This window comes from Rhizobium esperanzae (assembly GCF_002204185.1).
Taxonomy (GTDB): Bacteria; Pseudomonadota; Alphaproteobacteria; order Rhizobiales; family Rhizobiaceae; genus Rhizobium; species Rhizobium esperanzae.
In genome coordinates this window covers 1-26,122 of the sequence record NZ_MXPU01000041.1, presented here as the reverse complement: position 1 = coordinate 26,122, position 26,122 = coordinate 1, and the positions used below count along the sequence as shown (strand labels likewise).

Below are 26,122 nucleotides of genomic sequence, written 5' to 3'. Positions count from 1 at the left end.
GCGGCTTTCGGGCGAGCCGTCGCCATGTGAACAACTGCTGCGGCGTCAACCCATGCCGCCGCGCCACAGAGCACACCGTGACGCCGGGCTCGCAACTCTCCGCAATAATCTGCGCCTTCTGATCGTCGCTCCATTCGCGACGACGGCCATTGCCTGTGAAAACCTCAAACCGGCGTATCGGCTCATCCTTAGTTTTAAGCGTAAGTTCTGAAATCGACATATGTCCAAGCCCTCTTTCGAGGTTGAACATCAATGATCAAGCGATGATCCGGAAGGTGGGAGCAGGACAGCGCTTACGATTGACCGTGAAGTAGCAGCGGTCATTCTACGATATTACGAACGCGCAATCGCTACCGCTTTAGCCGGCTTATTCCCTCGTGCCAGTAACAGAGTCCAGCCCGGCCAAGGCGACCTCGCGCAGTTGCACAACGGATCGGCTTAGCGACGAAATGCGTTCTACAAACTGCGCGGTTCCTCCCTTAACGGATGAGTGCAAGCAGACCGGCGATACATTTACTAAAATCATTGTACCCCACCGGACACCGGCAATAGGGCGCCTGTCACATAGCTTGCTTCATCGCTCAGCAGGAACTTGATGACTGACGCAACTTCGCTAGGCGTACCTGCGCGCTTTAACGGGATCTCAGCTAGCCCCGCCTCAATTTGAGCATCGGTCAGAAACGCACGCCCCATAGGATTATCGATCCACCCCGGGCAGACTGCATTAATCCTGATCCCCGAGGAACCAAGTTCCGATGCAAGGTGACGAACTAGACCGTTAATAGCCCACTTACTAACCGTGTAGTGGGGGCCACCGACTGGGCTGTGGTCGAAGCCTGCTGTGGATGAAACGAGCACAATGCTGGCCCCCGCCTGCAACTTTGGTGTTGCACTGTGGAGGATCGTGTAAAGGCTATTGAGGTTGACATCGAGGAGCCTGCGCCACTCCAATGGAGCTACCCGAGCGAGAGGCCCCGGCTGCAACATTCCGTGCGCCAGAACAATTCCGTCGAGCGCCCCAGGGATGGTACCCACCGCGTTCGCTAATTCCGCATCGTCCCCGAAGTCAGCCACGAGATCTCCCGCTCCCATTCCTTTCTGACTCAATTTTATCAATGAGCATTCGCCGGCTTCAAGAGCCGAGATAATGGCCATGCCGATACTCCCGCCAACGCCAGTGACGAGAATCCGAGGCTGAGAGCGTTCCTTCGTGGTCATTTACGCGTTCCCTTGTTGAAGCAGTGTGAAAATTGCTGTTCGGAGTCGACGCTTGCAAGCTATGGCGGTGACAAAGAGCAAGAGTCGCCCTTTGACCCCCTCGACGGACACCTTTCAACGAGCAAGGTTCGAACTTGAGAAGATACCAGAGCACGCCATCATGTAGGAATGCTCTGGAGTAAGCTAATGTTTAAGATGACAGCCGACCCCGTTACCCAGTCGCTTTTCGGTAAGCGTCAAGGCGTGTCACTTTCCCGTCATAGACCTCAAATATACCGCATCCTCTCACGTCTACCGTCTCACCTTTGGCGTTTACACCAGTGCACGTCCAGTTCCCTGCAACGCCGCCGGCAAGCGCGTAGAGATCGATCTCGGACAGAACAGTTCCCTTTGCGTCCGAAAGGACTCTCTCGAGCACAGGGCTGATTTCTGCACTACCCCTGAGGGTCAGACCGGGTTCGGGACCTGTCGATAAACACAAGACGGAGTCGGGGGCCGCAAACCGCTGCACGCCAGCAGGGTCGCAGTTTGCCCAAGCATCAAGGAAACCCCGTACTACCTTTTTGTTCTTAATCGCATCAGATTGCAAAACTGAAACATCGTCGATTTCTAAACCTCCCTTAGGTATGCGCATAAGCTTGAGTAAGCACCACTTTACGAGTTCTGGCCCCGAGTTCAGGCGACCCATCTGTAACTCGCGTAAACCGCCGCAACTTCGTGTGGGCGAATTATTTGCCTGCGTCACGAGGATGAGAGACAATGCTCGGCCACTGCTCAATGTTCCTTCGCTACTCGCCCGAGTGGACTTAGGGGTCCTTACGGAAGCCGCGTCACGTAAATTAAACGATATGCAATTCGGTTCTCTGCAATTTCCATCTCATTTTCGCAGTAATTCCTCACGAAGTGCCCAGCTTATTTCAAATATCGCTGTAATGCCGACTAACGACGAGTGCGAGAGTGCGCTCTGCATCAGACGGACGCGCGAGTAAGCTCGGCTGTCTTTGAGAGGGTCAAAATTGCGACACAACGCAGTAGTGCCAGGATCCTGGTATGTCTGGTGTGTAAATCTCCTATAATTCGGCCGCGTCCGACGAAATCCAAACCCAGTGTTCCTTCAGCCGCAGCTTAACGGCGCCGGAAATGTTGTAGAATACGTTCAGATGGAAGCTGTGGCTCAGAGTCCAACCTGTCGAATCGCCAGCCCGCAGGGAGGGCACCGCGAACCATTCAAGAGATGACGAGCCGCGCTTCAACCAAGAGCGCGTCAGTATCTCTCAGGCGCTTGCAGTCAGAGATGTGTATTGGTGAGGCTCTTACATCGACATCGCGGGTCTTGGTACGGGTGCGCAATTTGAGAAATGCCAAACTCCGTTCGAATGCGTTTTCGATATTTGTGAGAGCGGAGACAAGATGTGGGCGTTTCGCTCTGCGGACCCCCAAAAGGAGGAAAAACATGAAATTCAATAACAGTAGGCTTCTAGCTTTGCGTAAGAAGATGCAGGCAGGAGGGGCTGACCTTGTCGCTGTTGGCCCAGGGTCGCACATGGACTGGATATTAGGCTTCCATCCTGAAGCTGGTGAGCGACTCTGTCTACTTCTGATCGGGCGCCATGAGCATGTGTTGGTCCTGTCGGCGCTTCACGTTGGTGGCTTGCTGCAGCAGCAAGACATTTGCGTGCGCACGTGGGATGACGCCGATGGACCTGACGCGACTGTTGCTGGAGCGCTGGCCTCGCTCGAAGCCGATAGAGCGGAAAGCATTGTTCTCGAGGAGTCGATGCGCGCTGATGTCGCGCTTTTGTTGTTAAAGCTGATGCCGTACGCGAACCATCAGTACGCCAGCGAGATTATCGGCCCACTCCGAATGCGCAAAGATCACGCCGAACTGAATTGCCTCAAAATGAACGCGCAAATCGCGGACCGCGTGATCCTGAAAGCGCTCTCAACGGTCAAAACGGGAATGAGCGAAGCTGAACTCGAACACCTCATAAAGAGCGGTTTCTATGAGGAGGGGGGCATTCCTGTCTTGTCGATCGCTGCATCGGGACCCAGTAGCGCATTACCCTATCCGAAGGCTTGTCGGAAAATCCAGGACGGTGATGTAGTACTAATTGATGTTGGAGGTCGCAAGGACGGATTTGCCAGCGATATCACACGCATGGCATTTGTCGGAGACCCATCAAAAAGCTACTTAAAGGTTCATGCGATCGTGGAGGACGCTGTATGCGCGGCCCTAGAGGCGGCCAAGCCGGGGGTCCCAGCCAGCAGCGTGGACGCTGCCGCCCGCAGCGTAATCACACGGGCTGGTTATGGCCAATATTTCAATCACCGCCTAGGACATGGAATTGGGATCGATCTCCATGAACCTCCCTACATAAGTGAGAAATCAGCAACGGTGTTGGAGGAAGGGATGGTGTTTTCAATCGAACCCGGGATTTATCTACCAGGCCAGTATGGCGTTCGTCTCGAAGAGATCGTGGTTTTGGGTCATCTGCCCGAGGTACTGTCGTCTGTCTCTCGCGAAGTGTTTGTTGCGGGAGGCATGTAGTAACTGTTGAAGCGACCTCAATGGTTCGCACTTTTGCCCCCCATACGCGGCATCTCGGCAGAGGATTGCCTTGACACCGTGCTGAGAACTCTCTGCGATCTAGCATCCGACCTCGCCAGAATTTTGCACGAAAATCCGGCCTTTGTGCCCATCGAGCTGGATGTAAGACGTAGGGACTATTTTTTGTTAGTCTTCCTCCGGCATTTGAATTGGAATGGCGAAGCCTAACTTGACACGATCCATTATAACCATCGTCTTAACCCCTTTGATATCCGGATTCCCATAAAAAAAGCCTCTCGTGAACTCCTCATAGTCCTCCATGCTTTGTGCTGTCAGATAAAGAAGAAAGTCTGCGTCACCAGTTACGTAGAATCCACTGACAACTTCGGAGGAGGATTTGATAAGCCTTTTAAATTTGTCGATAATATCTGCGCGCTCGCGTTCGAGGGTGATAAGAACAAGCATCTGAATAGGCCGTCCGACCGCCTTAGCTGACACGATCGACACATCGGCTTCAATGATACCTTCTGATCGCAGCCGTCTGAGCCGGCGCTGGCACGCAGTGGAGGACAATCCTACCATTTCTCCGATGACCTCGGAGGTCAAACGATTGTTCTTTTGAACAACCTCAAGGATGTGAGCGTCAACCCGATCGTAATTCATAAGGAATACCCTTTGCAGTTTCGCGTCCATTTACCCTCATTAAACGCAGGATTTAATCGCCTGCGGCGAAAATGACGAGGAAATGGGTTTCAAGTTGTAATTAACCGGAAAGGGTCTGCGATTCAACGTCGGAGTCGTTGTCGAATGCCGTAAGTAGGTTCTACTTCATCGGATTGATCGTCACTAACTCTGAACACTCGCCAAACGGGGCTGCCCGCCGACACTAGGCGAAGGGACCGGATGGTTTGCTGCAGACAACCTGTGATGCCAGCTCAACGGGCACCAATGATGCTTTCGGATTTAAAAAGCTGTGCAATTTATGTTTGAGAGCCTACCGATTGAGCGGGGCGATCAATCTTAACTCCCTTGCGGCCGGATTTTCCTGCATACGAATGCGATCACCTATCTCCTGGTTCGATCGGATTTCGAAAAGTGTTCTCACTTCGGAACCGCTCGAGTGTATCGCGCGCGGACAACAAAAGCTCCGGATCAGATATCACGTCGTAGGCAAGCCCAGCCATAGCCTTCGCTGCGAACGTAATCCCTTTGTGAGACGCGGGCGACGTTCCTTGAGCAACAAGTTGCCAGGAGTGGCCAGGCGTGCCGACCGCGTATGATGCCACTAAGCATTGCACCGTGGGCACTACCCAGCTGACAGTCCCGACATCGGTTGAGCCGACTGCGCCACTTTGGGGGCGCTCAAGCGGATAGACGTCCTCATACAAGATATCGGACCCGGTGGACAGACCATAACGGCCGTAGGCGGAACGAATATCCTCCGGCGTCAGTGTTTTCTGGATTTCAGCAGCGAACTTTTTGTCAGCTTCGTCGAAACCTGGCGATCCCAATTGCATGAGGTTAGCATGCATTGCCTGCTCCAACGGTGGATTGGCAACGAGATTTGCTTCGCCTGAATGTTGCACTACCTCGACAGAGGTTTCCGACATCAATGCCGCTCCCTCAGCTATTTTCTTCACACGCTCCACAAGACTCCACATCTCGTCCAAGGTAAGCGCCCGCACCAGGTACCGCACAGTAGCCCTCGCTTGGACAACGTTTGGCGCGATGCCTCCTCCGTCAATAATTGCATAGTGGACGCGGGCCGACGAGGGCATGTGCTCGCGCATGTAGTTGACACCCACATTCATGAGTTCAACCGCGTCCAGTGCGCTACGTCCCAGATGCGGCTCAACCGCGGCGTGCGCAGCTCGACCGTGAAAAGTGAAGTCGATTTCGACGCATGCAAGTGAGACGGCGCGCCAAACGCCGGTGAAGGCGGAAGGGTGCCAGCTTATGGCCACATCAACATCGTCAAATGCACCTGCTGCCACGAGGAAGCTCTTCCCAGAACCCGTCTCTTCGGCTGGGCAACCGTAGAAGCGTACACGTCCGGGCAATTTCGCTTCGGCTAGCCATTCCTTTATGGCCACGGCTGCCAGCAAAGAGGCCGAGCCCAGCATATTATGCCCACAACCGTGCCCCGCCCCACCAGACGAAATCGGGCACTCCCCCGCAAAACCGGCGTGCTGACTCAAGCCAGGCAAAGCGTCGTACTCGCCGAGTACTGCAATGACGAGCCCCCCCTCGCCCGCTTCGCCAAAGAGCGCGGTTGAAATACCACCTACCGATTCAGTGACTGAAAAGCCGGCAGCGTTTAAGGCCCGGCGAAATTCGGCCGCGGCAAAAAACTCCTGATAGTTTAATTCGGGATGCTCCCATATCCGGTCGCTAAGATCATGAAACTTTGTTTCGTGACTTTCGACGTAATCCCAGACCGGCTTTTTGTTCTTCGGCATCGATTTGTTCATCTGCGCAATAGCCACCCTCATTGAATTTAGTTCAAACCTACTAGAACCCATGTGTCGGCGGCGTTTGAACGTCTCCAGCCACTCCAAGGGTAAACTATTATCTAAACCGCATTGCATCGCATTTCAGGTGCTTCTCGCCGATTTCCCTCAATTCAAACGACGCCTCTGCAGGAAATTGGATTGACGCACCGAAGTAGCCGCTTACCAGGCTGCCTTCGGCATGTCGTAAATTGTTACACCTTCAACATAAGATCCTAAGTACAACGTGAGCGTCCAGCGACGCTCAACATCTTGGACTGTTTGTGATCGCACCCAGTCATTCCTCAAGGCCGTCGTGCGCGCAGGCGAGAAGTAGAGGATCCTGGTGCGGTCATTTGATCGCCACCGTCGTAAGCCCCCGGTGAAGGCCGTCTTGCGAGGTTGAGGCGAACATCGGAAGTCCTAGTGCTAGCACTAGGAGTAGTGATATGACGAATCATCCGATTGAAGTGATCACGTCTGTCGAGCGCCGGCGGCGCTGGTCTCGGGAGGACAAAGAGCGGCTGGTTGCCGCGTGCCTCGAGCCGGGCGCGGTGCTCTCCGAGATTGCCCGTGCGGCCGGTATCCATGTCAGCCAGCTCTTCCGTTGGCGCAAGGAGCTTTGCCAAATCGAGGAGCCGAGGACGGAAACAGCGAGCACGTTGGTGCCGGTGGTCGTGTCCGAGGCCGCGCTTCCAGCCCCGCCTATTCCCTCGGGGCCACCCGCCCCATCGCAGTCCCGCCGGAAGCGCAGCGATGTGACGATTGAACTCGGTCGGGACCGTCGTATCCGCGTAGACAGTGACATCGACACGGACGCGCTGGGCCGCATTCTCGATGTCGTGCTGGGGCGGAGATGATCCCGGTTTCGAGTGGTGTGAAGGTTTGGCTGGCGACCGGTCACACGGACATGCGCAAAGGCTTCCCCGGTCTGTCGCTGATGGTGCAGGAGACGCTGAAGCGTGATCCGATGTGCGGACATCTGTTCGTGTTCCGGGGGCGCGGTGGAGGTCTGATCAAGGTGATCTGGCATGACGGACAAGGAGCCTGTCTGTTCACGAAGAAGCTGGAGCGCGGTCGCTTCATCTGGCCGTCAGCGGCCGACGGCACGGTGGTGATCACACCGGCGCAGCTCGGTTATCTGCTCGAAGGCATAGACTGGCGGATGCCGCAAAAGACCTGGCGACCAACATCGGCAGGATGAGCAAAAGCACTGGAATCGCGGACTCGAATATGATTCCATCCTGCCATGAGCGACGCGACTGATGAGCTTCCGGACGACCTTGCCAGTGCGCTTGCACTGCTGGCCGAGGAGCGTGCCCGGCGTATCGTTGCCGAGGCAGAAGCACTGGCCGCCAAGGCGCAAGCCGCCAGCGCAAAGGCGCTCGTGTCGCATTCCGAAGCGCTGATCGCGCGGTTGAAGCTGGAGATCGAGAAAGTTCGCCGCGAGCTTTACGGCAGCCGGTCAGAACGCAAGGCGCGACTCCTCGAACAGATGGAACTGCAGCTCGAGGAGCTGGAGGCTGACGCTGGCGAAGACGAACTGGTGGCAGAGGTTGCGGCCAAAGCCTCGACGGTCAGGGCTTTCGAGCGTAAGCGTCCATCACGGAAACCATTCCCTGAACATCTGCCGCGCGAGCGTGTCGTTATAGCGGCCCCGGCGAGCTGCCCTTGTTGCGGTTCGGGCAAGCTGTCGAAGCTGGGCGAAGACATCACCGAGACCCTGGAGGTCATCCCGCGTCAGTGGAAAGTGATCCAAACGGTGCGGGAGAAGTTCACCTGCCGCGAATGCGAGAAGATCACCCAGCCACCAGCTCCTTTCCATGTGACGCCGCGGGGCTTTGCCGGCCCGAACCTTCTGGCGATGATCCTGTTCGAGAAGTTCGCTCAGCATCAGCCGCTCAATCGCCAAAGCGAGCGCTATGCCCGAGAGGGGATCGACCTCAGCCTGTCAACGCTTGCCGATCAGGTCGGCGCGTGTGCCGCGGCCCTGAAGCCAATCCATTCGTTGATCGAGGCCCATGTCCTGGCCGCCGAGCGACTGCATGGCGACGACACGACCGTGCCGATCCTAGCGAAGGGAAAGACCGATACGGGCCGCATCTGGACCTATGTCCGGGATGACCGGCCGTTTGGCGGGCTATCACCGCCTGCGGCTTTATTCTACTCATCGCGAGACCGGCGACAGGAACATCCCGAACGCCACCTGAAGACCTTCTCTGGCATTCTGCAGGCGGATGCCTATGGCGGCTACAATCCGCTGTTCAAGTTTGACCGCGATCCCGCGCCTCTGCGCCAAGCACTCTGCTGGGCACATTCACGCCGCAAGTTCTTCGTGCTGGCCGACATCGCAACGAACGCCAAACGTGGAAGTAAAACCGCGCCGATCTCACCAATGGCATTGGAGGCCGTCAAACGGATAGATGCCCTGTTCGACATCGAACAGGAGATCAATGGATTTGCCGCCGAGCAGCGCCTGGAGCACCGCCGCAGAGACAGCGAGCCGCTTGTCAAAGAGCTACATGATTGGCTGCAAAGCGAGCGGACGAAGCTGTCGCGCAATGCTCCCGTTGCCGAGGCAATCGACTACATGCTGAAGCGCTGGGATGGCTTCACGTCATTCCTGAATGACGGTCGGATTTGTCTCACGAACAATGCCGCCGAGCGGGCGCTCAGGGGCTTTGCACTCGGACGGAAGTCATGGCTCTTCGCCGGATCGGATCGTGGTGCTGATCGTGCAGCCTCCATGGCGACCCTGATCATGAGCGCCAAGCTAAACGACATCGATCCGCAAGCCTGGCTCGCCGAAGTTCTCGCCAACATTGCGGACACGCCGCTCAGCAGGTTGGAGCAATTGCTGCCGTGGAACTGGAAACCGACGCAAACAGCAGCTGTTGCGGCATAGGATCAACGATGGAGCGCAAAGCCAACCGAGCTATCATTCGGAAAATATTGCTCACCGAGTGGGACCCCATCGGGGTCTCGGACATTCCTGAAGCGCAAGACGAATATGATGCCTATGCCGACACCGTCTTTGGCATGCTGGCCAACCAAACCGCCTCAGTTGATGCCATCGCGCAGTATCTCTTCAAGATCGCGACCGAGCACATGAGACTCTCATACCCAGAACTTACGGCGCGCTGCGATAAGGCGGCAAGAGCTGTCGCGGCACTTCAGTCAGACCGCTGAACTACACACCATCAGCGCCAGGTGCGGTAATCACCGGATGCTTACCCACCGTCCGCTACCACCGTCAATGTATTGGCGCTGCTAGGGGGAAACATCCGTTAGTACTGCGGGGTTCAAGGCCACACTAGAACGATACGGCAGCCGCCTGCGTAACCGACACGAACTCCTTCGCTCGCTCGTCGCCGGTCTGGGCATGACAGGAACGCGATCCCTTTCAGTGCTTTAGGATTTGGCTTAGGAACAGCTTTGTCCGTGCGTGTTGCGGGTTTGTGAAGAACTCGTTGGGGCCAGCCTCTTCGACAACGCGCCCGCCGTCCATGAAAATAACCCGATCGGCGACAGCACGAGCAAAGCCCATTTCATGGGTGACACAGACCATTGTCATACCATCACGAGCCAAGCTAGTCATGGCTTCCAGCACCTCCGCCACCATTTCTGGATCCAAGGCAGATGTTGGCTCATCAAACAGCATGACCAACGGCTCCATGCAAAGTGCACGCGCAATGGCCACTCTCTGCTGTTGCCCCCCGGAGAGTTGTGCTGGATATTTATTTGCCTGCTCAGGAATCCGAACACGCTCGAGAAATCTCATAGCCGTCACTTTTGCCTGTGCTTTAGGAATGCCCTTGATCCACATCGGGCCCGCAATGCAATTGTCCAGAACAGTCATATGCGGAAAGAGATTGAAGTGTTGGAATACCATGCCAACATTTTTACGAACTTCCTTTAGATTCCTCATTGAGGAGTGAAGGCGGATGCCATTTATGGAAATCTCACCTTCCTGATGCGCCTCGAGGCGATTGAAGCAGCGGATGAGTGTCGACTTGCCCGAGCCCGACGGGCCGCAAATTACAATTCGTTCTCCTTTACGCACTTCGAGCTTAATGTCCGTGAGCACGCGGAAAGCTCCGTACCACTTCGAGACGTTTTTTACCTCAATTACCATGTCAGTTTTCAACGCACTTTACTCCTGGCGAAATGGCGCTCGATACGAGACTGGATCAATTCCAAACCGATCGACATGATCCAATAGATTACAGCCGCGGAAATCAGCATTTCCATGTGATTAAAGGTGCTCTGCCCAAGGGTTCGAGCGAGAAACATGAGCTCCCAGACGCCTATTGCCGACACCAACGAGCTATCTTTCAACATCGAGATAAACATGTTTCCGATCGGAGGGATGATTACTGGAATAGCTTGCGGAAGGATGATTTTCCGCATTGTAAGACCAAACCCAAATGCAATTGAGCGAGAGGCCTCCCATTGCCCCCGATCGACGCTAAGGATTCCAGACCGAAAAACTTCGGACATATATGCTCCAACGCACAGCGATAGAGCCATAATGCCAGCCGGCACTGCGGATATCACCCAACCCAACTGAGGAATACCAAGATAAATTAGGTAAATCTGCAATAGCAGCGGGGTGCCGCGAAAGAAGGAGGTATAAAAACTAGCAATCGAGAAAGCAAAACCGTTGTTTGACAATTTTGCCACGGCAACAATTATCGCTATCACGGATGCAATAACGCTAGAAATTGCAGATATATATATCGTCGTTAACAGCCCCTGAGCAATCAGGATCGGAACCTTTTCCCTGATAAAAGGAAAACTCAAATTAAATGTGTCGAAGAAGGCGAGAAATAGTATCAGGAGTTCGAGCCAGACCATCCCGACTTGGATTCGGAATGGCACAAACCCAATAATGATGAGATTAATGCAAAAGAGAACTGCGATAACAAGAGCTACTGCGAAGCGGCCATAAAGGCCGCCTTGGTGCGGGTCGCCTATGACCGGACTCATGAGTTCGCCAAAAGGGGTTCCTGACATGTCAAATACAAGAAACGCAAGCAGAACGGCTCCAAAAAATAACCCTATGAACCAGGGCTTATGTACGAGTATTTCTGCTTCGACGTTATCTGGGTAGAGCATATGCGCCTCTTGTTAGGTTTTCGATTTCCTCAGCCAGCCAGCGCCGAGAACATTTCGGACTATCTCGTTCCGAAGGCTCAACTTGGAATAATTGTCTGCGTGTCGCTCACCATCGCCGCGCCCGAGTAAACGGTATCGAATTTATCGACACATAAGGGCGTCCTCTCAGGTAAATTCAGACGCCCAAGAATAACGAGAAGGGGCGAATTTTTCCGGCGAATTAGCTCCCATTCCGAACTTATTTCCTCACTGTTCGAGCCAGAAGCGAGCATTTTCATCGTTTCGGAGTGAATGAAGATTGCTCGCTTTGAACGCTGTTTTTGAGAGCTTGAGCACGCGCGTTCTTAGCGATGATGTGACAGGGCTTCTCGATCTTGAGGTTGGCAGCGGTGGTAGGTGCGCCGGGCGTCAGGCGGTCGGGTGCACCGTCGATGAGGACCGGTTCCACGAGAACTTAGGCATCCCGTGAAGGCCACAAGCGAGGCTACCTTCGTCGAGAATTCCTTTTGTTCGACTGATCCTGCAGCCAGACGTAGAACCCGCACGGGTGAACACCGAGAAGCGGCTCATCGACGATACCGAGAACCGCACGATGCGGGATAAGAACGCGTACTTCAGCCAGGGTGGAAATGATGAAGTCGATACCCGCTAGGGGAATAGCGTTCGCGCTGACAGTTACGCGGCTGATGCTTAGCGAACTTCTCGAACGCGATCGTCGCCAGCAGGCCTGGCCCGGCGAGGCGCGCGGTCAAATGCAAATAGAGCGTGCGGCTGGCTGATCTTCTCGCGGTTGCGGCAGGTAAACTTCGCCCGCGCGGTACGAATGACCTTCGTTCGGATGACGTTAGATGACCGCTATCGGCAGCAACGGTACCTAGGGAGCACCCCAGCCAATAGGGAGATATTGTCACGCCGTCCCGTGCAACGCAGAGTCCCGATCCGCTCAGCGAACATGGCAGTGAAATTCAACGGATATAGCTCGATCTTTGCAGCAATCAGGCGGTCGTAATGTGACATAGCTAGCTGCCGGAGCGTCGTCGCCGATATGTTGAACTTGGTGTGGGCGCGGCCGAGGAAGATAGAGAGGGAACCTAAATGCTAAATACTCTGAGGAACTTTCAGGTCATCGCTGCAATTGCGACTGCATGGTCAATTTCTGCTGCGGCTGCCCAGGCAGGCGAGGTACTCGATCGCGTGTTGTCTACGAAGACCATCACAATAGCCGCAGTTCCAGACTGGCCGCCACATTCGTTTCTGAATGATCAGGGAAACCTCGATGGCTTCGATATCGACGTTAGTAATGATCTCGCGAAGCGATTGGGTGTTCAGGTCAAATTCGTGACTCCTGCATGGTCTATCATTACCGCGGGAAAATGGGAAGGACGCTGGGACCTAGCTATCGGCGGCATGACACCTACGAAAGAGCGAGCTGAGAAGTTCGATTTCCCCGCAGTGTATTACTACGATATTTCCGTCGCGGCGATTTACAAAGACAGCAAGTTGACAACGATTGCAGAACTAGACGGCAAGACAATTGGGGTTACAGCTAACACGTCGGATATGGAGTATCTCAACCAGCGACTTGTTATTGACTCGCCAGATGCCCCCGCATTTGATTACAAATTCAAGGCAGGCCAAGTGAAAGCCTATGAAGCCTCCTCGACGGCTCTGGACGACCTTCGTTTAGGTGATGGCGTGCGGCTTGATGCAGTTGTTGTGTCCCAAAACTATCTCGAAAAAGCTCTGAAGTCCGGCTACCCTCTTAAGCAGCTGAGTGACCCGCTTTACTATTCCCCCGAAGCCGTGATTGCGGAGCGCGGTGATAAAGAATTTTATCAAGCGATTGCTAGTGCGTTTGAAGGTATGAAACAGGACGGGACTCTGACACGGCTGTCAACAAAATGGTTTGGATTGGACATGACTAAGGCGAATTAGTCTGATTTACGTCGGGCGGCGACTTCGCGTGCCGCCCGATATGAAAATATAGAGAGGTCTCGATAGTTCTTGAGAGCGTCATGCTGGTGACTGTCCCAACGCGTGCACCACAGCAAACCGCAGGTGAGACGGCAGCTTTCGGATTTTCTCGTGAGAATTCGATCTAAATTCCAACGCAGCCTGAAGTGTGGCGGCCGTGCGTAGGAACGTCGCCATATACCCTCGAAAGTCCTATGCACTGCACCGGAGGAACGGGGAACTCTTAACCGGATTTGGGCAGCCGTTCCAATCCCCAACTAAATAGGAATAGTGTCTTGTCACAGGCCTCCCTCTTTCCTCCGCGCTTCCCTGCCGAGGAGTACCGCACACGTCTCGCGACGCTGCGCAAAGTCATGGCCGACCGGAACATTGACCTCCTAATCGTCGACCAATTCGAGCATATAAACTATTTCGCCGGTTATTGGTCGACCGCTGCCATGTATCACGCCCTGCTCATTCCTCTTGATAACGAACCGATCGCCGTAATTCGTACGCTAGATGCTACGGTGTTTGAAGAATCGAGCTGGCTCAAGGATTGCGTGACGTTCCGCGACGACCAGAACTCGGTGCGAATAGTGGCCGAGACGATCATAACCCGAGGGTATGGAACCTCTTCGATAGGTCTCGAACTCGACAGCAACTTTCTCACTGTAAACAGGGCTAACGAAGTCCGCGCGTTGTTGCCTGGTGCTAAATTTGTTGATTTCTCGGCGGTCATGTGGGAGATGCGGCAGTCTAAGTCGCCGCTCGAGCTCACCTACCTAGAGGTGGCGGCGGGCATCTGCGATAGGGCGACGGCGGCGGCGTTTGACGTCGCCAGGGCCGGCGTCAATGAGCGCGAGGTCTTTGCAGCCATGACTAGCGAAGCGTGGCGAAGCGGTGCTGATAGCGGGCTGGGCCTTTCTGCCGTCATGTCTTCAGGGCCCCGCTCGACGATGTTGCACGCCTCACTGGGCAACCGTACACTCACCGAGGGCGATATTGTTCACGTGGAACCGTTGCCATCGTTCCGCGGCTATAGCGCGCGGATGCAGCGGCCGAAATCGATTGGCGTTCCAACCGATGAGCAGATGCGGACCGCAGAAACAATGATCGGGATCCAGAACGAACAGTACCGTGCTATGAAGCCAGGCGAGGATGCCAGGCAAGTCGATCGGATTGTCCGCGAGGGCCTGCTGGCCACAGGATTACGTGATACTTACGCGAATATTACTGGCTATACGTTAGGTCTAGTTTCTATTCCACGAATAAGTGATTTTACTCGGGTTTTCCATCCAGGGTCCGCCTGGAAGTTGCAGCAAAATCAGACATTCCACATGTACACATCAGCGGGGGGCATGTCCTTCAGCGAAACGATCGTCGTCACACATGAAGGGGGAAAACGATTGACGAAGACGGATCGTAGGCTCTTTTGCTAGCCTCTGAGACGCGGAGTGTGATCGGGTCGCCCAATATACATTGCTTTCGCATACCTCTCAGGCTGGCAAAGCGTGCCAAGCGCTATTAGGCCGCCCAGAGCGTCTCCTAATGTGTCCCCCTGTAAGATGCTCACAGATTAACTAAAATTGGTAGGGCACTCGCTTATCCGTAAGCGCTTATTTTCACGCGCCTTTGACGCGGCCCAATCGATGGGGTCGCGGTCAGAGGGCTGCATCGGATCAGGCAGCGGCGGCTTTGGCGAAGTTGAAGGGCGGGAGATCAGTGGCGTCAGTGTCTTTAGCGCGCTGAGGCAATTCGCTGAGGAGATCTCGATGCCGAAAGCTCATCATCAATTGTGGACGACGGCACTGGCTTTGGTTCCGCCACGGTGCCGCTGAGCACCAGCATTGACATCTGCGGGGTGCGAAGATTCGGATGTCGCGGTCGAGGAGGTTGTTGTCGGTCGGCTTCCTGCCATCCCCGGGTGTCCCGCTCGGGACTTCCACTGTTCAGGACACGTCGCAAGGCTTGGTATTCGGCAGGAACCTTGGCGCGATGTCATCGAGTCATGCCTTGAGAGCATTGAGGATGGGGAAACGCCACGTTTCTGGCGGAAGCGGCGAATGCAATCGGCTTGTTTCGCCGTTGTTCGGCTTCTCGTCTGCGCCTTTAAGGGGCCTTTGGCACTGATTTCGCGGTAAAGCGGTTAGGAAGCCATTGTAAGCGACAAGCTGACCCCATCTGGCGTCAGTAGCGTTGGCCGCTGTATTGCGGACAGACGATTCACAAACTGTGAGCTTCTATGTCTGCGCCTAGCTCTGGAACTAGAAACTTCCATATGATCGAGGCTGTTCCGGAACGGCTTGAGGGCGCCCCACGGCAAGTTCGGCGCCGTTGGTCCGATGATTTTAAAGCGCGGGCTGTGGCTGAGGCAATGGAGCCCGGCGCAAGCGTCTCGGCCATTGCGCATCGCATCGGCATACATCCCTCGCAGCTATTTGGCTGGCGTCGTGATGCTCGTGACGGACAACGATCCTCCTCGCAAGATCGGGCTGGTCGGACAGGGACCAGGACGATTAGCACACGTGCGATGATCGAGCTTGTCATCGGCGACGTCGTTATCCGGGCCGACGCAGATATCGGTGAAGCACACCTGCAGCGGGTGATCCGAGCGGTGCGGTCGGCATGATCCCGTCCGGCGTGAAGGTCTTTCTTGCGAGCCATCCCATCGACTTCCGAAAGGGGCCGGACAGCTTGCTTTCGCTGGTACGGGATGCTGGCAGTGATCCGTTCAACGGTGCACTTTATGTCTTTCGGGCCAAGAGAGCAGACCGAGTCAAGATCGTGTGGTGGGATGGCTCCGGCGTTTGCCTCTATGCGAAGCGGCTGGAAAAAGCCCAGTTCTGCTGGCCCCGGATCGGCCATCATCGCGTCCAGCTCAATCATGCCCAGCTTCTGGCTTTAGTCGACGGAATGGACTGGAAGCGGGTTCGATCCACGCCGGTGAAGCCTCCCGAGATTGTTGGGTAAAACCGCTGCGGCGAAGTGAATCAGGTCCCTGAAAGCATGGGCGGAGCGCGGCAAAATATGCTCTGATCATACCCATGACGCGGCCCGAGATTGAGCTCCCGGATGATGTAGAGGCTCTCAAAGCCATGGTTCTTGCCATGGCCGCAAAAGCAGCCCGCGTCGAGGCTTTGGAGAAGCAGGTTGACGATCTAGAGGCCCGCAACGCGGACGCCGATGAGCGCATCGAGCGGCTGACGCAGATCCTGAAGGCTTTCGATCGCGCCCGATTTGGCCGACGCTCGGAAAGGCTTGCATCATTCACCGTCGATGACGAGCAGCATGCCTTTGTCTTCGAAGAGATCGAGACCGGCATTGCGACGATCAAGGCTCAGGTCACGAAAGGCCGCGGTAGCGCGGACAGCAAACGCGCTCCGCGGCCACGCAAGGGCTTTGCGCCTCATCTTGAGCGCGTCGAGGTCGTGATCGAACCGGAAGAGCTTCCAGAACATGCAGGTAAGACCAAAATCCTGATTGGAGAAGACGTCTCCGAGCGGCTGGATGTCGTGGCAGCGAAGTTCCGTGTCATCGTCACCCGCCGGCCGAAGTATGCCTTTAGGAACGAGGATGGTGTCGTCCAGGCGGCGGCTCCGGCACATATCATCGAAGGTGGCATTCCGACGGAAGCACTTCTGGCCCAGATCGCCGTTTCCAAATATGCCGACGGGCTGCCACTCTATCGCCAGGAAGCCATCTACGCACGCGACAAGGTCGAACTCGACCGCAAGCTGATGGCTCAATGGATGGGCAAGCTGGGGTTCGAGCTCAATATCCTCGCCGACTACATCCTCGATGAGATCAAGAAGGCCGAACGGATCTTTGCCGACGAAACGACCTTGCCCACACTTGCACCTGGTTCCGGATCAGCGAAGACGGCATGGCTATGGGCGTATGCCAGGGATGACCGGACTTTTGGGGGCAGCGGTCCACCGATGGTAGCCTATCGCTTCGAGGACAGTCGAGCCACCGAGTGTGTCGCACGACACCTGAGCGGCTATCGTGGAATCCTGCAGGTCGACGGATATGCCGCTTATAACAAGCTCGTCCGGAAAGATGGAGGCAATGACAGCGCCATCCTGGCCGGCTGTTGGTCGCACAGCCGGAGAAAGTTCTACGAGTTGCATGTCGCAAAGAGCTCGAAGGTCGCTACAGACACCGTCGAGCGTATGGCGAGGTTATGGGATCTTCGAGCGCTTCCTGACCGACGGCCGCATCGAACTCGACTCCAACATAGTCGAGCGAGCAATCAGACCCCAAGCGATCACGAGAAAAAATAGTCTATTCGCTGGAAGCGACGGTGGCGGCCGGACTTGGGCGACCATCGCGACGCTCCTGCAAACGGCAAAGATGAATGCAGTCGATCCGCAAGCTTGGTTGACCCAGACGCTTGAGCGCCTTGCGAATGGATGGCCCAGCAGTGAAATCGACGCGCTCATGCCATGGAACTACGCCGCCTGAACGGCCCCGGCTTGTCGCTTACGTTCATTTTCCTTGAACTGCACCCTTAAAGAAATTGCGGAAGCGCAGTAGTCGCGCTCACAAGCCGTCGAGCTGACTATTTTACTATCAGGGAGCGTGGCGTCGACGTGAGAGGCTCGTGACCGGCCTCGGTTACTACAAAGGGCTGCGTGATCGCGATGCTAACATCATCTAGCCACAAGCCGGGCATCATATGAAAGCACATTCCGGGTTGGAGAACAGTCTCATCACCCTTCCGCAGATTAGCCGTGCGTTCACCCACTGACGGAGGATAGCCGATTCCAATCGGGTACCCTAGCCTCCCCTCCTTCTCAAGACCATGCGGCGCAAGAGCCTTTGTGAAGGCTTGATGGACATCCGAACATGTTTGTCCAGGACGTACACTTTCGAGGCCAGCATTCAGCGCATCGACAACGATGTCCGCGAGCTTAAGATACGAAGGAGTAGGGGTTCCAAGAATAATTGTACGCGCCATATTGATTTGATAGCGAAGTCGATTTCCATGAACTTCGATATAAATGGTGGTTGATGGCGCTAACGGCTTATCAGTCCAGGTGGGATGAGGCGCAAGCGCACGCTCGCCCGCGCCAAAATGTAAGGCCGCGGAACTGTAATTGCCGCCAAACTCTGGCGTTCCAGAGATTTGTTGATGATAGATCGCTGCCGCAAGATCGCACTCGCGCACACCCGGTTCAGCAGTCTCCACTGCTCGTCTGATCATCGCGTCGCCGATTTGACCCGCTTGCCGCATGAAGGCAACCTCAGCAGGACTTTTTACTAGCCGGATCCAGTTCACCAGCAAGTCGGCATCGACAAACCGCGCATGAGGAAGAGCGTTGACAAGGTCTGAATGGGCGCGCACAGAATAGTAGAACCCCCCCATCTCTACTCCGATGGTCGCCCTCTCCCCGCCACACTCTTTGACGATATCCGCCATATAAGTATATGCAGAATGAGTCGGAGAATTCACGTACGCGTCCGGGAAGGAACGGATGTTATCGTCTGCAAGATATGTCGTCATCTTCGCAGACACGCTATCCATGAAACGAGTGATGAAGACCGGTTCCGGACGATCTAGCGCAACAATTGCAAGTTGTGGTGTATAAAATGAGTAGGCGTCGTAGCCCGTGAGGTAATTCAGGTTGGGTGGCTCTGAGACCAGCAGTAGGTCAATCCCACGACTGACCATTTCACGTTTGACGGACGCCAAGCGGGCGCCAAATTCGGTTCGCGTAAAATGAAGTGTTCTTTCCATGTTTCTAGGCCTCCTGTAAGATTGATCTTAGTCAAGCCGGCACGTTCATCATCATCTCTTCGTATGCAGGCCAAAACCGTCAACAAAATGGGCTTGTGCTTGTCGGCTTGATGCAGTTGGTGCCTCGCGAAACATTCCAATGCGACGACGCCGTAGGCGCCTGCCTTAGGGTGACCGAGGCAGAAGTTTGCCCACATTTATCGTAATAGATCGATAGCGACGTACCGCGATGTGCACCACTTTCATCCTTTGATGTTGAGGTGCAAACGACAGCTAATATCCGCGTTGAAGATCAACGATGTTCTTCAAGCCTTGGCCTTCCATAAGCCGCGTAAGGTTCTCAGCGAATACAGAGAATGCTCGGCTTTCATAATTTGCCGGGTTACCCGCCATATGTGGCGTCACAATAACATTCGGCAAAGTCCAGAGCGGATTGGTTGGAGGTAGCGGCTCCTGCTCAAAAACATCGAGCATTGCCCCTGCAATACCTTCATTTTGGAGCGCCTTGATCAGTTCCGCTTCAACGACAACACTGCCTCTCGCGATGTTGATGAGGTACGCGTCAGGACGCATGCCGGCGATCTCAGCGGGTCCAAATAGACCCAGCGTGTCGGACGTCGCTGGAAGCGCAAGAACAACGAAGTCGCAACGTGGCAACATCTCTGCCGTAGCTTGAGGCGCAAACAATTCGTCAACACCATCCACCTTTACAGATATATCGCGTTTTGAACCGAGCACTGTCATACCCGTGCTCTTCGCACGGCGCGCAATTGTTGCACCAATTGACCCCAGGCCGATGATACCAATCGTTTTCTCGGTCAAGGGAGAGATGGGCCGTGGCTTCCACGACTTTTTGATTTGCTCTTCCAAGAGACTGCGGAAGTTCCAGTGCAAGAAGGTAACACCGGCCATGACATAATCAGCAATGACTTCACCATGGATGCCACGGGCATTGGTCACTGTGATATGATTCACCCGATCACGGATCGGGAACAAGGAATCAACGCCCGCCCCAGTGAATTGGACCCACCGAAGCTTCGTGGCTTTATCCAAGACCTCCACCGGAAATCTATATGTAAGGAGAATCTCTGCCTCGGCGATGTACCGTTCAAGACTTGACGCGTCAGACGCCTGAAGAACTCGAACGTCTGGAAAACGGCTCTCGATTAGGCCTGCGTAGATCTCTGCCGACGGATGACTTATTACGATGGTCGGAGCCTTGTGCATGATACTGACATTCCTCTGTCGCGTTGGGAGTTGTGTTTACACGTAATTCACGATTGGCCGTGGATCTGGAAAGGCATCAACGATCGAGAACAACCAGATCAGAGGATGACCATGAAACACGAACGGTTGCCCCAGTCTCCGGTCGTTTATCGGCGCGGGCCGAAACTAACTTGGACGTAATGGTCATCCCGTTATCCGTAACGACAGTGACGCGGGTCATCCCGCCGATGAACGAACTGGATGCAATTTTTCCCATCAAGACATCACAGCCTTCCACCACGATCTCATCGGGGCCACAAATGCGCACCTTCTCGGGCCTCACCATGACGAGGAGTTCAGTGGCTTGAAGCGGCACGCCACTGGGCACCCTGATAGATTGGTCTCCTGCGATCGTCATCTTTCCGTGACCGGACACTCGACCTTCGATCAGATTTGATTCACCTATAAACTCTGCGACGAAGCGGTTTTGAGGTTGGAAATACAGATCGTCCGGCGTGCCAAGTTGGGAGATTTGGCCCATGTTCATCAGACAAATGCGGTCCGACATATTGAGGGCTTCTTCTTGGTCGTGAGTGACGTAGATAATAGTGGCTCCTATATCATCATGGAGGCGCTTAATCTCGCCCTGCATCTGCTCACGAAGGTTCTTATCCAAGGCCCCTAGTGGCTCGTCCATCATGATTATGGCAGGCGAGTATACGATACATCGAGCGATGCCCACACGCTGCTGCTGCCCACCAGAGAGTTGTCGCGGCTTGCGATCCTCGAAGCCACGTAGACCGACGCGTTCGAGCGCATCTTGCACTTTGCTTCGAATTACACCGGCGGGTTGGCGACGCACTCGCAGTGGGTAGGCCACATTCTCATAAACGGTCATGTGGGGCATAAGGGCGTAATTTTGGAACACCATGCCAATTCCCCTGTCACGTGGGGGAAGGCGTGTGATGTCACGACCCGCCAAAATGATTGATCCGCTTGTAGGCTCGATTGCACCGGCGATCATATTTAGCAGCGTTGTCTTACCGGAGCCTGACGGGCCAAGCAGCGTCAGGAATTCGCCCTTCTTCACCGCAAGGTCGATTGGATGCAGGGCGGTCACCAGGCCATAGTTTTTTGACACCGCCTTCATCTCAATTGCCGAGACGCTGTCATCGCCAGGATCATTCACATGCTGCATCCCATTTACCCCTTTTGTCATTGCATAGAGCGGACTAAACGACGTCCGGCGGCTCGCCTCATAATCGGTTTGACCGTGTCGCTGGAACTCTTCAATTGTTTTTCTTTTCTCTAATTTAGTAGTCATCGCGAATACCTCCGCTGGTGATCGTTAAGTTGCGGAATTAGAAGTTCAGCCGTCAAAAGGCGTCGACTTCTTAAGCGCGACCGCGATTAGGCAAACGAACAACGAAACTACCGTGAGAAGGGTGGAGACAGCAGCGATTACGGGTGACAATTCCCACTCAAGAGCACTGTACATTCTGACGGGGAGAGTGATCGTGTTTGGCCCGGCTAAGAACCACGAAATGACCACTTCATCGAATGAAAGAAGGAACGAGAAGACCGCGGCACTCACCAAAGACGGAACGAGTTGAGGTAAGACAACCGTAAGAAACATCCTGATCTGCCCAGCGCCCATCAATTGCGCACCGAATTCAAGATTTCGGTCCAACTTTTGTACCCCTGCCATCACCATCACCATGACGAAAGGTAAAGTGAGGGTGACATGACCGACCACAATCGCCGATGTTGTCCCGCTGACTTTCAGATACGCGAGGTATAGATAGAGCCCCAAGGCCGTGACAATCGCAGGTATGACTAGTGGGCTCATCAATACGCCCACAATGACCCTTCGCCCTACAAATTCGTGGCGTGCGATCCAGTAGCCAGCCGGAATGCCAGCGAACATCGCAATCGCTGTAGCAGCCAGAGCAACCCTCAGGCTTTCCAGGAGAGGATCGATCCAGCCAGGAGAACTGAAGAAGATCTTGAAGAGATCGAATGAATAACTATCCGGGGGGAAGGTAAGAGCGTTCGCCGAACCAAACGCCATGGGTATCGTTACTACAATTGGTGCCAGAAGGAAAACGTAGACCAGAAATGCTAGGCAGAAACCGACAGCTCTGTATTTGCGTTCGTGAGGATCATTCGCAGTTTTGGACACGGACATACCTCCTAAAGCTTATTTCGGCGCCAAAGCGCCACCGGAGCTGCGAATACACAAACAAGGATCAAAAGCACTACACCAATCGCCGATGCTTTAGGCCAGTCCAGTACCTGTCGGTTGTAGAAATCGACTAGGTTCGACAACATCTGATCCTGCGGCCCGCCGAGCAATGCCGGCACTACGAACGCGCCAAGAGACAGAACGAAGATGCTCAGCGCTGCGGCAAAAACGCCAGGCAAGCTTAATGGAATCGTCACCGTCCAGAATATGCGAGCAGGCTTAGCCCCCATAATAGACGCAGCGCGGTAAACTGTACCATCAATAGCAAGGAGGCTTGCTAATACTGGTAGGACGACGAGCGGAATCAGGTAATTAGTCATTCCTACGAGTAAACCGAACATGTTCAATACGAGCGGCAATTCGATCTTCGACTGCAAAACCCAACTCAACGCGCTATTGATAATTCCGTTCCGACCCAAGATGATTGTGAACGCAAAGCACTTAACCAGGACGCTAGTCCAAAATGGGAGTAGCACGAGAAACATCAAAAATGTTCGTCGGCGTGCGGGCTGCCGTGCGAGATGCAACGCCACGCCGTAACCTAGTAACAAGCTAAGCAGCATCGACAGCCCAGCTACGAGTAGCGTTGTGATAAGCGTTTGCTGGAACAAGCCGCTCGATATAACTTGGCTATACGCGGCGATTGAGAAGGTCGTCCCGCCGACACTCATATAGCATACGTATAGTAGCGGAGGAAGAACAACCGCAACTGCGATTAGCACCGCAGGAGACATAAACAGGGCTTGAGCAGGGATTCGACTGACAGGATTCATCATTCACTCCGGATGTTGTCCGGCAAACACTGAGGAGTGGGTCAGCGAGACCCACCCCCGCGAAAGGACAATCAGCCCTGTTGTATCCATTCCTTGAAGCGGCTCGACACCGCCTCATTGTGCTCTGCCCAATAGGCGGAATTAGTCATCAAATTTTTTGGGTTGTTCAAATCCGGCAACCATTTGCGCGCTTCGGCTGACGCCATTTGAGCAGCCTTCTTAGACACGGGCATTAGGCCAAGAGGCTCTAGCACTCGCGCCTGCACTTCTGGTCGCAAAAAGTATGCGATGAGCTTCATAGCATTCTCTTTGTTAGGGGCACCTTTCAGCACCGCCAAACATTCAGTATAGAGCGTATTCTGGTCCAGCGAGAACGCCAAGGGCGCCCCGCCACCTGGCGCGTTCGTCGTTTTCACTCGATTAAGCGTCGTGAAGCTGAAGTCCACCTCACCAGTCTGCAAAAGAGTTATTGGCTGTTGGGCAGAAGTGGACCACGCGGCAACACTCGGCTTGATGCGGCCAAGGACCTTCAGTGCTCTCTCTACATCCAAAGGGTACATAGCCTTTGGATCAACACCATCACCAAGAAGGGCCGCCTCAAGTGTGCCCTCGGCATAAGCGCGGATCGCCCGGCGCCCTGGGAATTTGTTTACGTCGAAGAATTCTGCAAAGTTTGCGGGATGCTTACCAGCCTCAAATCTCTTCGGATCCCATCCAATGCCGGCGGTATTTACATACCACGAGGCGAACTGCTCCTCTAAAGGAACTGCCAGGTCTGATGAATCGAACAAGGAAGCATCTAAGTTCTCCCAAAAACCCTTCTTTGATCCAAACGCCCCTTCCGAGGCGAAGCTATCATAGATGTCCCACTCGACATTTCCGATCATCAGCTGCGCTTTGACTTTTGCGAAGTCCGCAGGTGCAACGTTGACTTTAATGCCAGTCTCGGACGTGAAGGGAGCAAAGACCTGCTTGGCCAAGGTCTCTCCGTAACTGCCGCCCCATGTGGCGATCGTTACCGAATTCGAGGCGGCTGCTGCGGAAGACGCCCTAATAATCAGCGGTGCGGCAAGCGCGCCACACATGCCGCCTAACACAGATCGGCGCGTAAATTTATGCTTCATTTTGGTCATCCTTCTTCCCCGTTGGAGTGCGTGCAGTTCGACTGCATCTCACCTGTACTTTCTCATAAGCGGCGGGCAGTTTTCCTGCAATGAATCTGCTCTCACGCAGCAAAAGAGTAGGATTTACCGGAATCGCGCTCCAATGCTGCGGAGAGTTGCGCGAATCATTTGCACGTCGGTTCGTGAGAGAATGCTTCTGCCGTTCCGAGCGGGCTGTACTGTTCGGCCCGGTTCGGTTGCCATGGCGCCAAGCAACTCCGCTCGCTGTCGGATCTGGGTCGTAGAGCGTAAAGCGGTACGCTTCTCGGCCCTTCACTACGAGCTCGCTCTAGTCGGGAGGAGTTCGGATGGTCCAGGTATAAGGGCATGTTCCCGCTTCCACTTCAAGAAGTGGGAGGTCAAGGCCGGCGAATTATGAGGTAACTTCATTCAATCGCGGGTAATCCGCACGTGAGTTCCCCCATCGAGACCCTCAATAATAACCCCCGCATTACATGCGCTTGGCTAGGCTCAGGACTCATTGATCAAAGCCAGAAGATAACGGCGGCTGCGATGCAGATTGCCGAGAAAAAGGTGTGAGCACACCGGTCGTAGCGCGTCGCGATGCGCCGCCAGTCCTTGAGCTTGGCGAACAGGTTTTCGACCCTGTGGCGCTGGCGGTAGAGGACCTTATCGTAGGCGAAGGGTATCTTGCGGCTCTTCGATGATGGGATGCATGGCTCAATGCCTCTAGCCTCGAGTTCCTCGCGGAACCAGGTGCTGTCATATCCGCGATCGGCAATCAGGTGATCGGCGGGAGGCAAGGTGTCGAGCACGAGACGTGCGCCCTTATGGTCGCTCATCTGACCTTCTGACAGAAGCAGGATAATCGGCCGTCCGTCTCCGTCGCATACGGTGTGGAGCTTTGAATTCAGCCCGCCCTTGGTTCGCCCAATACGACGGGGAACATCCCCTTTTTAAGCAGGCTCGCCGCCGTGCGGTGGCTTTGAGATGCGTCGCGTCGATCATGATGCGCTCCGGCTTCGGCCCCTCGCCGGCGAGCCCGGCGAAGATGCGGTCGAACACGCCCAGCCGGCTCCAGCGGACGAAGCGGTTGTAGAGCGTCTTGTGCGGACCATAGCCCGCCGGCGCGTCCTTCCACTGGAGACCGTTGCGGATCACGTAGACGATCCCGCTCACCACCCGCCGGTCGTCGACCCGCGCGACACCATGTGAAAGCGGGAAATGTGGCGATATCCGCGCCATCTGGCGCTCGCTCAGCAAAAACAAATCACCCATCACGGCCTCCCTCTCGGAAGACCTGAATCACATCTCAAGTCAAATTAATAGGTCCTGAGCCTAGGCCACCTATTGCGGCCCACACTTCTCGGCGCCGTCCCACTCTCCAGGACACAGATGCCTAAAACCCATTGGAGTTGCCCCCAAAAGACCGGACATGCTCAGGTTTGAGATTGCGAGCTGATGAACTCGCGCGGCGATTGATATCCTAAAGCACTGTGTGGATGAAGATTGTTGTAATGCTCGAACCAGAATGGCAGTTGAGCGATGACGGTTTCAGCATCCGGGGTTGGATTGACCGAGACGTAGTCGCGCTTGAAGGTTTTGACGAACGCCTCCGCCATTCCGTTTGACTGTGGGCTTCGCACCGGTGTCGTGCACGGCTCCATGCCGATGTCGCGTAGCAAGGATGCGGTGTCCTTCGCGATGA

23 protein-coding genes and 3 pseudogenes are annotated in these 26,122 nt (G+C 54.9%); 10 read left to right on the top strand and 16 right to left on the bottom strand.

Going from position 1 to position 26,122, the window contains the following annotated elements:
- The 3 genes from B5E41_RS30330 to B5E41_RS32870 all read right to left on the bottom strand — a co-directional run.
- The coding region (locus B5E41_RS30330) for a transposase (RefSeq protein ID WP_141098844.1) at positions 1-220 on the bottom strand (220 nt) is incomplete at its 3' end.
- A 302-nt stretch (positions 221-522) separates the two neighbouring features.
- Positions 523-1,218, bottom strand: coding sequence for an SDR family NAD(P)-dependent oxidoreductase (locus B5E41_RS30325; RefSeq protein ID WP_088397256.1), 696 nt, complete (start codon positions 1,216-1,218; stop codon positions 523-525).
- A 211-nt stretch (positions 1,219-1,429) separates the two neighbouring features.
- A complete protein-coding gene (locus B5E41_RS32870) occupies positions 1,430-1,852 on the bottom strand; it encodes a nuclear transport factor 2 family protein (protein ID WP_425350152.1) in 423 nt (140 codons plus the stop codon).
- A gap of 819 nt (positions 1,853-2,671) precedes the next feature.
- Here B5E41_RS32870 and B5E41_RS30315 point away from each other — a divergent pair.
- The gene (locus B5E41_RS30315) at positions 2,672-3,766 is read left to right on the top strand and encodes a M24 family metallopeptidase (RefSeq protein WP_088397254.1); all 1,095 of its coding nucleotides are present in this window, start codon (positions 2,672-2,674) and stop codon (positions 3,764-3,766) included.
- Between the two features lie 186 nt (positions 3,767-3,952).
- Here B5E41_RS30315 and B5E41_RS30310 read toward each other — a convergent pair whose 3' ends face one another.
- Both B5E41_RS30310 and B5E41_RS30305 read right to left on the bottom strand, forming a co-directional pair.
- Complete coding sequence (locus B5E41_RS30310; protein ID WP_088397259.1) at positions 3,953-4,429, bottom strand: Lrp/AsnC family transcriptional regulator; 477 nt, start codon at positions 4,427-4,429, stop codon at positions 3,953-3,955.
- A gap of 398 nt (positions 4,430-4,827) precedes the next feature.
- Positions 4,828-6,237, bottom strand: a complete 1,410-nt coding sequence (locus tag B5E41_RS30305; RefSeq protein WP_245303189.1) for a M20 family metallopeptidase — start codon at positions 6,235-6,237, stop codon at positions 4,828-4,830.
- Positions 6,238-6,704: 467 nt separating this feature from the next.
- Here B5E41_RS30305 and tnpA point away from each other — a divergent pair, with 467 nt between their 5' ends.
- From tnpA to B5E41_RS30285, 4 genes are read left to right on the top strand one after another with little or no spacing between them, the layout of a single operon-like run.
- Positions 6,705-7,115: an IS66-like element accessory protein TnpA gene (gene tnpA / locus B5E41_RS30300; RefSeq protein WP_088397253.1), complete on the top strand. Its 411-nt coding sequence runs from the start codon at positions 6,705-6,707 to the stop codon at positions 7,113-7,115.
- Positions 7,112-7,459: an IS66 family insertion sequence element accessory protein TnpB gene (gene tnpB / locus B5E41_RS30295; protein WP_003595259.1), complete on the top strand. Its 348-nt coding sequence runs from the start codon at positions 7,112-7,114 to the stop codon at positions 7,457-7,459. The genes tnpA and tnpB (B5E41_RS30295) overlap by 4 nt, the downstream gene beginning before the upstream one ends.
- A gap of 45 nt (positions 7,460-7,504) precedes the next feature.
- The gene (gene tnpC, locus B5E41_RS30290; protein ID WP_088397252.1) at positions 7,505-9,160 is read left to right on the top strand and encodes an IS66 family transposase; all 1,656 of its coding nucleotides are present in this window, start codon (positions 7,505-7,507) and stop codon (positions 9,158-9,160) included.
- An 8-nt stretch (positions 9,161-9,168) separates the two neighbouring features.
- The gene (locus tag B5E41_RS30285) at positions 9,169-9,444 is read left to right on the top strand and encodes a hypothetical protein (protein ID WP_088397251.1); all 276 of its coding nucleotides are present in this window, start codon (positions 9,169-9,171) and stop codon (positions 9,442-9,444) included.
- 214 nt (positions 9,445-9,658) lie between these two features.
- Here the strand turns inward: B5E41_RS30285 and B5E41_RS30280 are convergent, their stop codons facing one another.
- The 3 genes and pseudogenes from B5E41_RS30280 to B5E41_RS32530 form a co-directional block, all read right to left on the bottom strand.
- Positions 9,659-10,390, bottom strand: a complete 732-nt coding sequence (locus tag B5E41_RS30280; RefSeq protein WP_088397250.1) for an amino acid ABC transporter ATP-binding protein — start codon at positions 10,388-10,390, stop codon at positions 9,659-9,661.
- Between the two features lie 8 nt (positions 10,391-10,398).
- Positions 10,399-11,373 (bottom strand): amino acid ABC transporter permease, encoded by a 975-nt coding sequence (locus B5E41_RS30275; RefSeq protein ID WP_088397249.1) that lies wholly within the window; start codon positions 11,371-11,373, stop codon positions 10,399-10,401.
- Between the two features lie 635 nt (positions 11,374-12,008).
- Positions 12,009-12,204 (bottom strand): annotated as a pseudogene (locus B5E41_RS32530) (IS66 family transposase); the annotation flags it as partial.
- 264 nt (positions 12,205-12,468) lie between these two features.
- Between B5E41_RS32530 and B5E41_RS30270 the strand changes: the two are divergent.
- The 5 genes and pseudogenes from B5E41_RS30270 (at position 12,469) to tnpC (B5E41_RS30255) (ending at position 17,790) form a co-directional block, all read left to right on the top strand.
- Positions 12,469-13,308: a transporter substrate-binding domain-containing protein gene (locus B5E41_RS30270; RefSeq protein WP_088397248.1), complete on the top strand. Its 840-nt coding sequence runs from the start codon at positions 12,469-12,471 to the stop codon at positions 13,306-13,308.
- Between the two features lie 314 nt (positions 13,309-13,622).
- The gene (locus B5E41_RS30265; protein WP_088397247.1) at positions 13,623-14,765 is read left to right on the top strand and encodes a M24 family metallopeptidase; all 1,143 of its coding nucleotides are present in this window, start codon (positions 13,623-13,625) and stop codon (positions 14,763-14,765) included.
- 803 nt (positions 14,766-15,568) lie between these two features.
- Positions 15,569-15,955, top strand: a complete 387-nt coding sequence (locus B5E41_RS31520) for a transposase (RefSeq protein WP_141098843.1) — start codon at positions 15,569-15,571, stop codon at positions 15,953-15,955.
- Positions 15,952-16,296, top strand: coding sequence for an IS66 family insertion sequence element accessory protein TnpB (gene tnpB, locus B5E41_RS30260; RefSeq protein WP_003592504.1), 345 nt, complete (start codon positions 15,952-15,954; stop codon positions 16,294-16,296). Before B5E41_RS31520 ends, tnpB (B5E41_RS30260) begins: the two co-directional genes overlap by 4 nt.
- Before the next feature lie 74 nt (positions 16,297-16,370).
- A pseudogene (gene tnpC, locus B5E41_RS30255) lies at positions 16,371-17,790 on the top strand (IS66 family transposase).
- 97 nt (positions 17,791-17,887) lie between these two features.
- Here the strand turns inward: tnpC (B5E41_RS30255) and B5E41_RS30250 are convergent.
- From B5E41_RS30250 to B5E41_RS30215, 8 genes and pseudogenes are all read right to left on the bottom strand, one after another.
- Positions 17,888-19,066 carry a M24 family metallopeptidase gene (locus tag B5E41_RS30250; protein ID WP_088397246.1) on the bottom strand — a complete coding sequence of 393 codons (1,179 nt, stop codon included), beginning with the start codon at positions 19,064-19,066 and terminating at the stop codon, positions 17,888-17,890.
- Between the two features lie 273 nt (positions 19,067-19,339).
- A complete protein-coding gene (locus B5E41_RS30245; RefSeq protein WP_088397245.1) occupies positions 19,340-20,293 on the bottom strand; it encodes a D-2-hydroxyacid dehydrogenase in 954 nt (317 codons plus the stop codon).
- 76 nt (positions 20,294-20,369) lie between these two features.
- Entirely contained in the window at positions 20,370-21,596 is a 1,227-nt protein-coding gene (locus B5E41_RS30240) for an ABC transporter ATP-binding protein (RefSeq protein ID WP_210191832.1), read from the bottom strand.
- 45 nt (positions 21,597-21,641) lie between these two features.
- On the bottom strand, positions 21,642-22,454 hold the full coding sequence (locus B5E41_RS30235) for an ABC transporter permease (RefSeq protein ID WP_176439527.1): 813 nt from the start codon (positions 22,452-22,454) through the stop codon (positions 21,642-21,644).
- A gap of 11 nt (positions 22,455-22,465) precedes the next feature.
- Entirely contained in the window at positions 22,466-23,293 is an 828-nt protein-coding gene (locus B5E41_RS30230; RefSeq protein ID WP_210191831.1) for an ABC transporter permease, read from the bottom strand.
- 68 nt (positions 23,294-23,361) lie between these two features.
- Positions 23,362-24,414 (bottom strand): ABC transporter substrate-binding protein, encoded by a 1,053-nt coding sequence (locus B5E41_RS30225; protein ID WP_176439526.1) that lies wholly within the window; start codon positions 24,412-24,414, stop codon positions 23,362-23,364.
- Between the two features lie 524 nt (positions 24,415-24,938).
- A pseudogene (locus B5E41_RS30220) lies at positions 24,939-25,692 on the bottom strand (IS5 family transposase).
- A gap of 161 nt (positions 25,693-25,853) precedes the next feature.
- The coding region (locus B5E41_RS30215; RefSeq protein ID WP_141098842.1) for an integrase core domain-containing protein at positions 25,854-26,122 on the bottom strand (269 nt) is incomplete at its 5' end.

Excerpts from the sequence above, each read along its gene's own strand:
- tnpC (WP_088397252.1), top strand. The coding sequence starts at position 7,505 with ATGAGCGACGCGACTGATGAGCTTCCGGACGACCTTGCCAGTGCGCTT.
- tnpA (WP_088397253.1), top strand. The coding sequence starts at position 6,705 with ATGACGAATCATCCGATTGAAGTGATCACGTCTGTCGAGCGCCGGCGG.
- B5E41_RS30230 (WP_210191831.1), bottom strand. The coding sequence starts at position 23,293 with ATGATGAATCCTGTCAGTCGAATCCCTGCTCAAGCCCTGTTTATGTCT.
- B5E41_RS30325 (WP_088397256.1), bottom strand. The coding sequence starts at position 1,218 with ATGACCACGAAGGAACGCTCTCAGCCTCGGATTCTCGTCACTGGCGTT.
- B5E41_RS30250 (WP_088397246.1), bottom strand. The coding sequence starts at position 19,066 with ATGGAAAGAACACTTCATTTTACGCGAACCGAATTTGGCGCCCGCTTG.
- tnpB (WP_003592504.1), top strand. The coding sequence starts at position 15,952 with ATGATCCCGTCCGGCGTGAAGGTCTTTCTTGCGAGCCATCCCATCGAC.
- B5E41_RS30225 (WP_176439526.1), bottom strand. The coding sequence starts at position 24,414 with ATGAAGCATAAATTTACGCGCCGATCTGTGTTAGGCGGCATGTGTGGC.
- B5E41_RS30285 (WP_088397251.1), top strand. The coding sequence starts at position 9,169 with ATGGAGCGCAAAGCCAACCGAGCTATCATTCGGAAAATATTGCTCACC.
- B5E41_RS30270 (WP_088397248.1), top strand. The coding sequence starts at position 12,469 with ATGCTAAATACTCTGAGGAACTTTCAGGTCATCGCTGCAATTGCGACT.
- B5E41_RS30245 (WP_088397245.1), bottom strand. The coding sequence starts at position 20,293 with ATGCACAAGGCTCCGACCATCGTAATAAGTCATCCGTCGGCAGAGATC.
- B5E41_RS32870 (WP_425350152.1), bottom strand. The coding sequence starts at position 1,852 with ATGCGCATACCTAAGGGAGGTTTAGAAATCGACGATGTTTCAGTTTTG.
- B5E41_RS31520 (WP_141098843.1), top strand. The coding sequence starts at position 15,569 with ATGTCTGCGCCTAGCTCTGGAACTAGAAACTTCCATATGATCGAGGCT.
- B5E41_RS30280 (WP_088397250.1), bottom strand. The coding sequence starts at position 10,390 with ATGGTAATTGAGGTAAAAAACGTCTCGAAGTGGTACGGAGCTTTCCGC.
- B5E41_RS30315 (WP_088397254.1), top strand. The coding sequence starts at position 2,672 with ATGAAATTCAATAACAGTAGGCTTCTAGCTTTGCGTAAGAAGATGCAG.
- B5E41_RS30305 (WP_245303189.1), bottom strand. The coding sequence starts at position 6,237 with ATGAACAAATCGATGCCGAAGAACAAAAAGCCGGTCTGGGATTACGTC.
- B5E41_RS30275 (WP_088397249.1), bottom strand. The coding sequence starts at position 11,373 with ATGCTCTACCCAGATAACGTCGAAGCAGAAATACTCGTACATAAGCCC.
- tnpB (WP_003595259.1), top strand. The coding sequence starts at position 7,112 with ATGATCCCGGTTTCGAGTGGTGTGAAGGTTTGGCTGGCGACCGGTCAC.
- B5E41_RS30310 (WP_088397259.1), bottom strand. The coding sequence starts at position 4,429 with ATGAATTACGATCGGGTTGACGCTCACATCCTTGAGGTTGTTCAAAAG.
- B5E41_RS30240 (WP_210191832.1), bottom strand. The coding sequence starts at position 21,596 with ATGACTACTAAATTAGAGAAAAGAAAAACAATTGAAGAGTTCCAGCGA.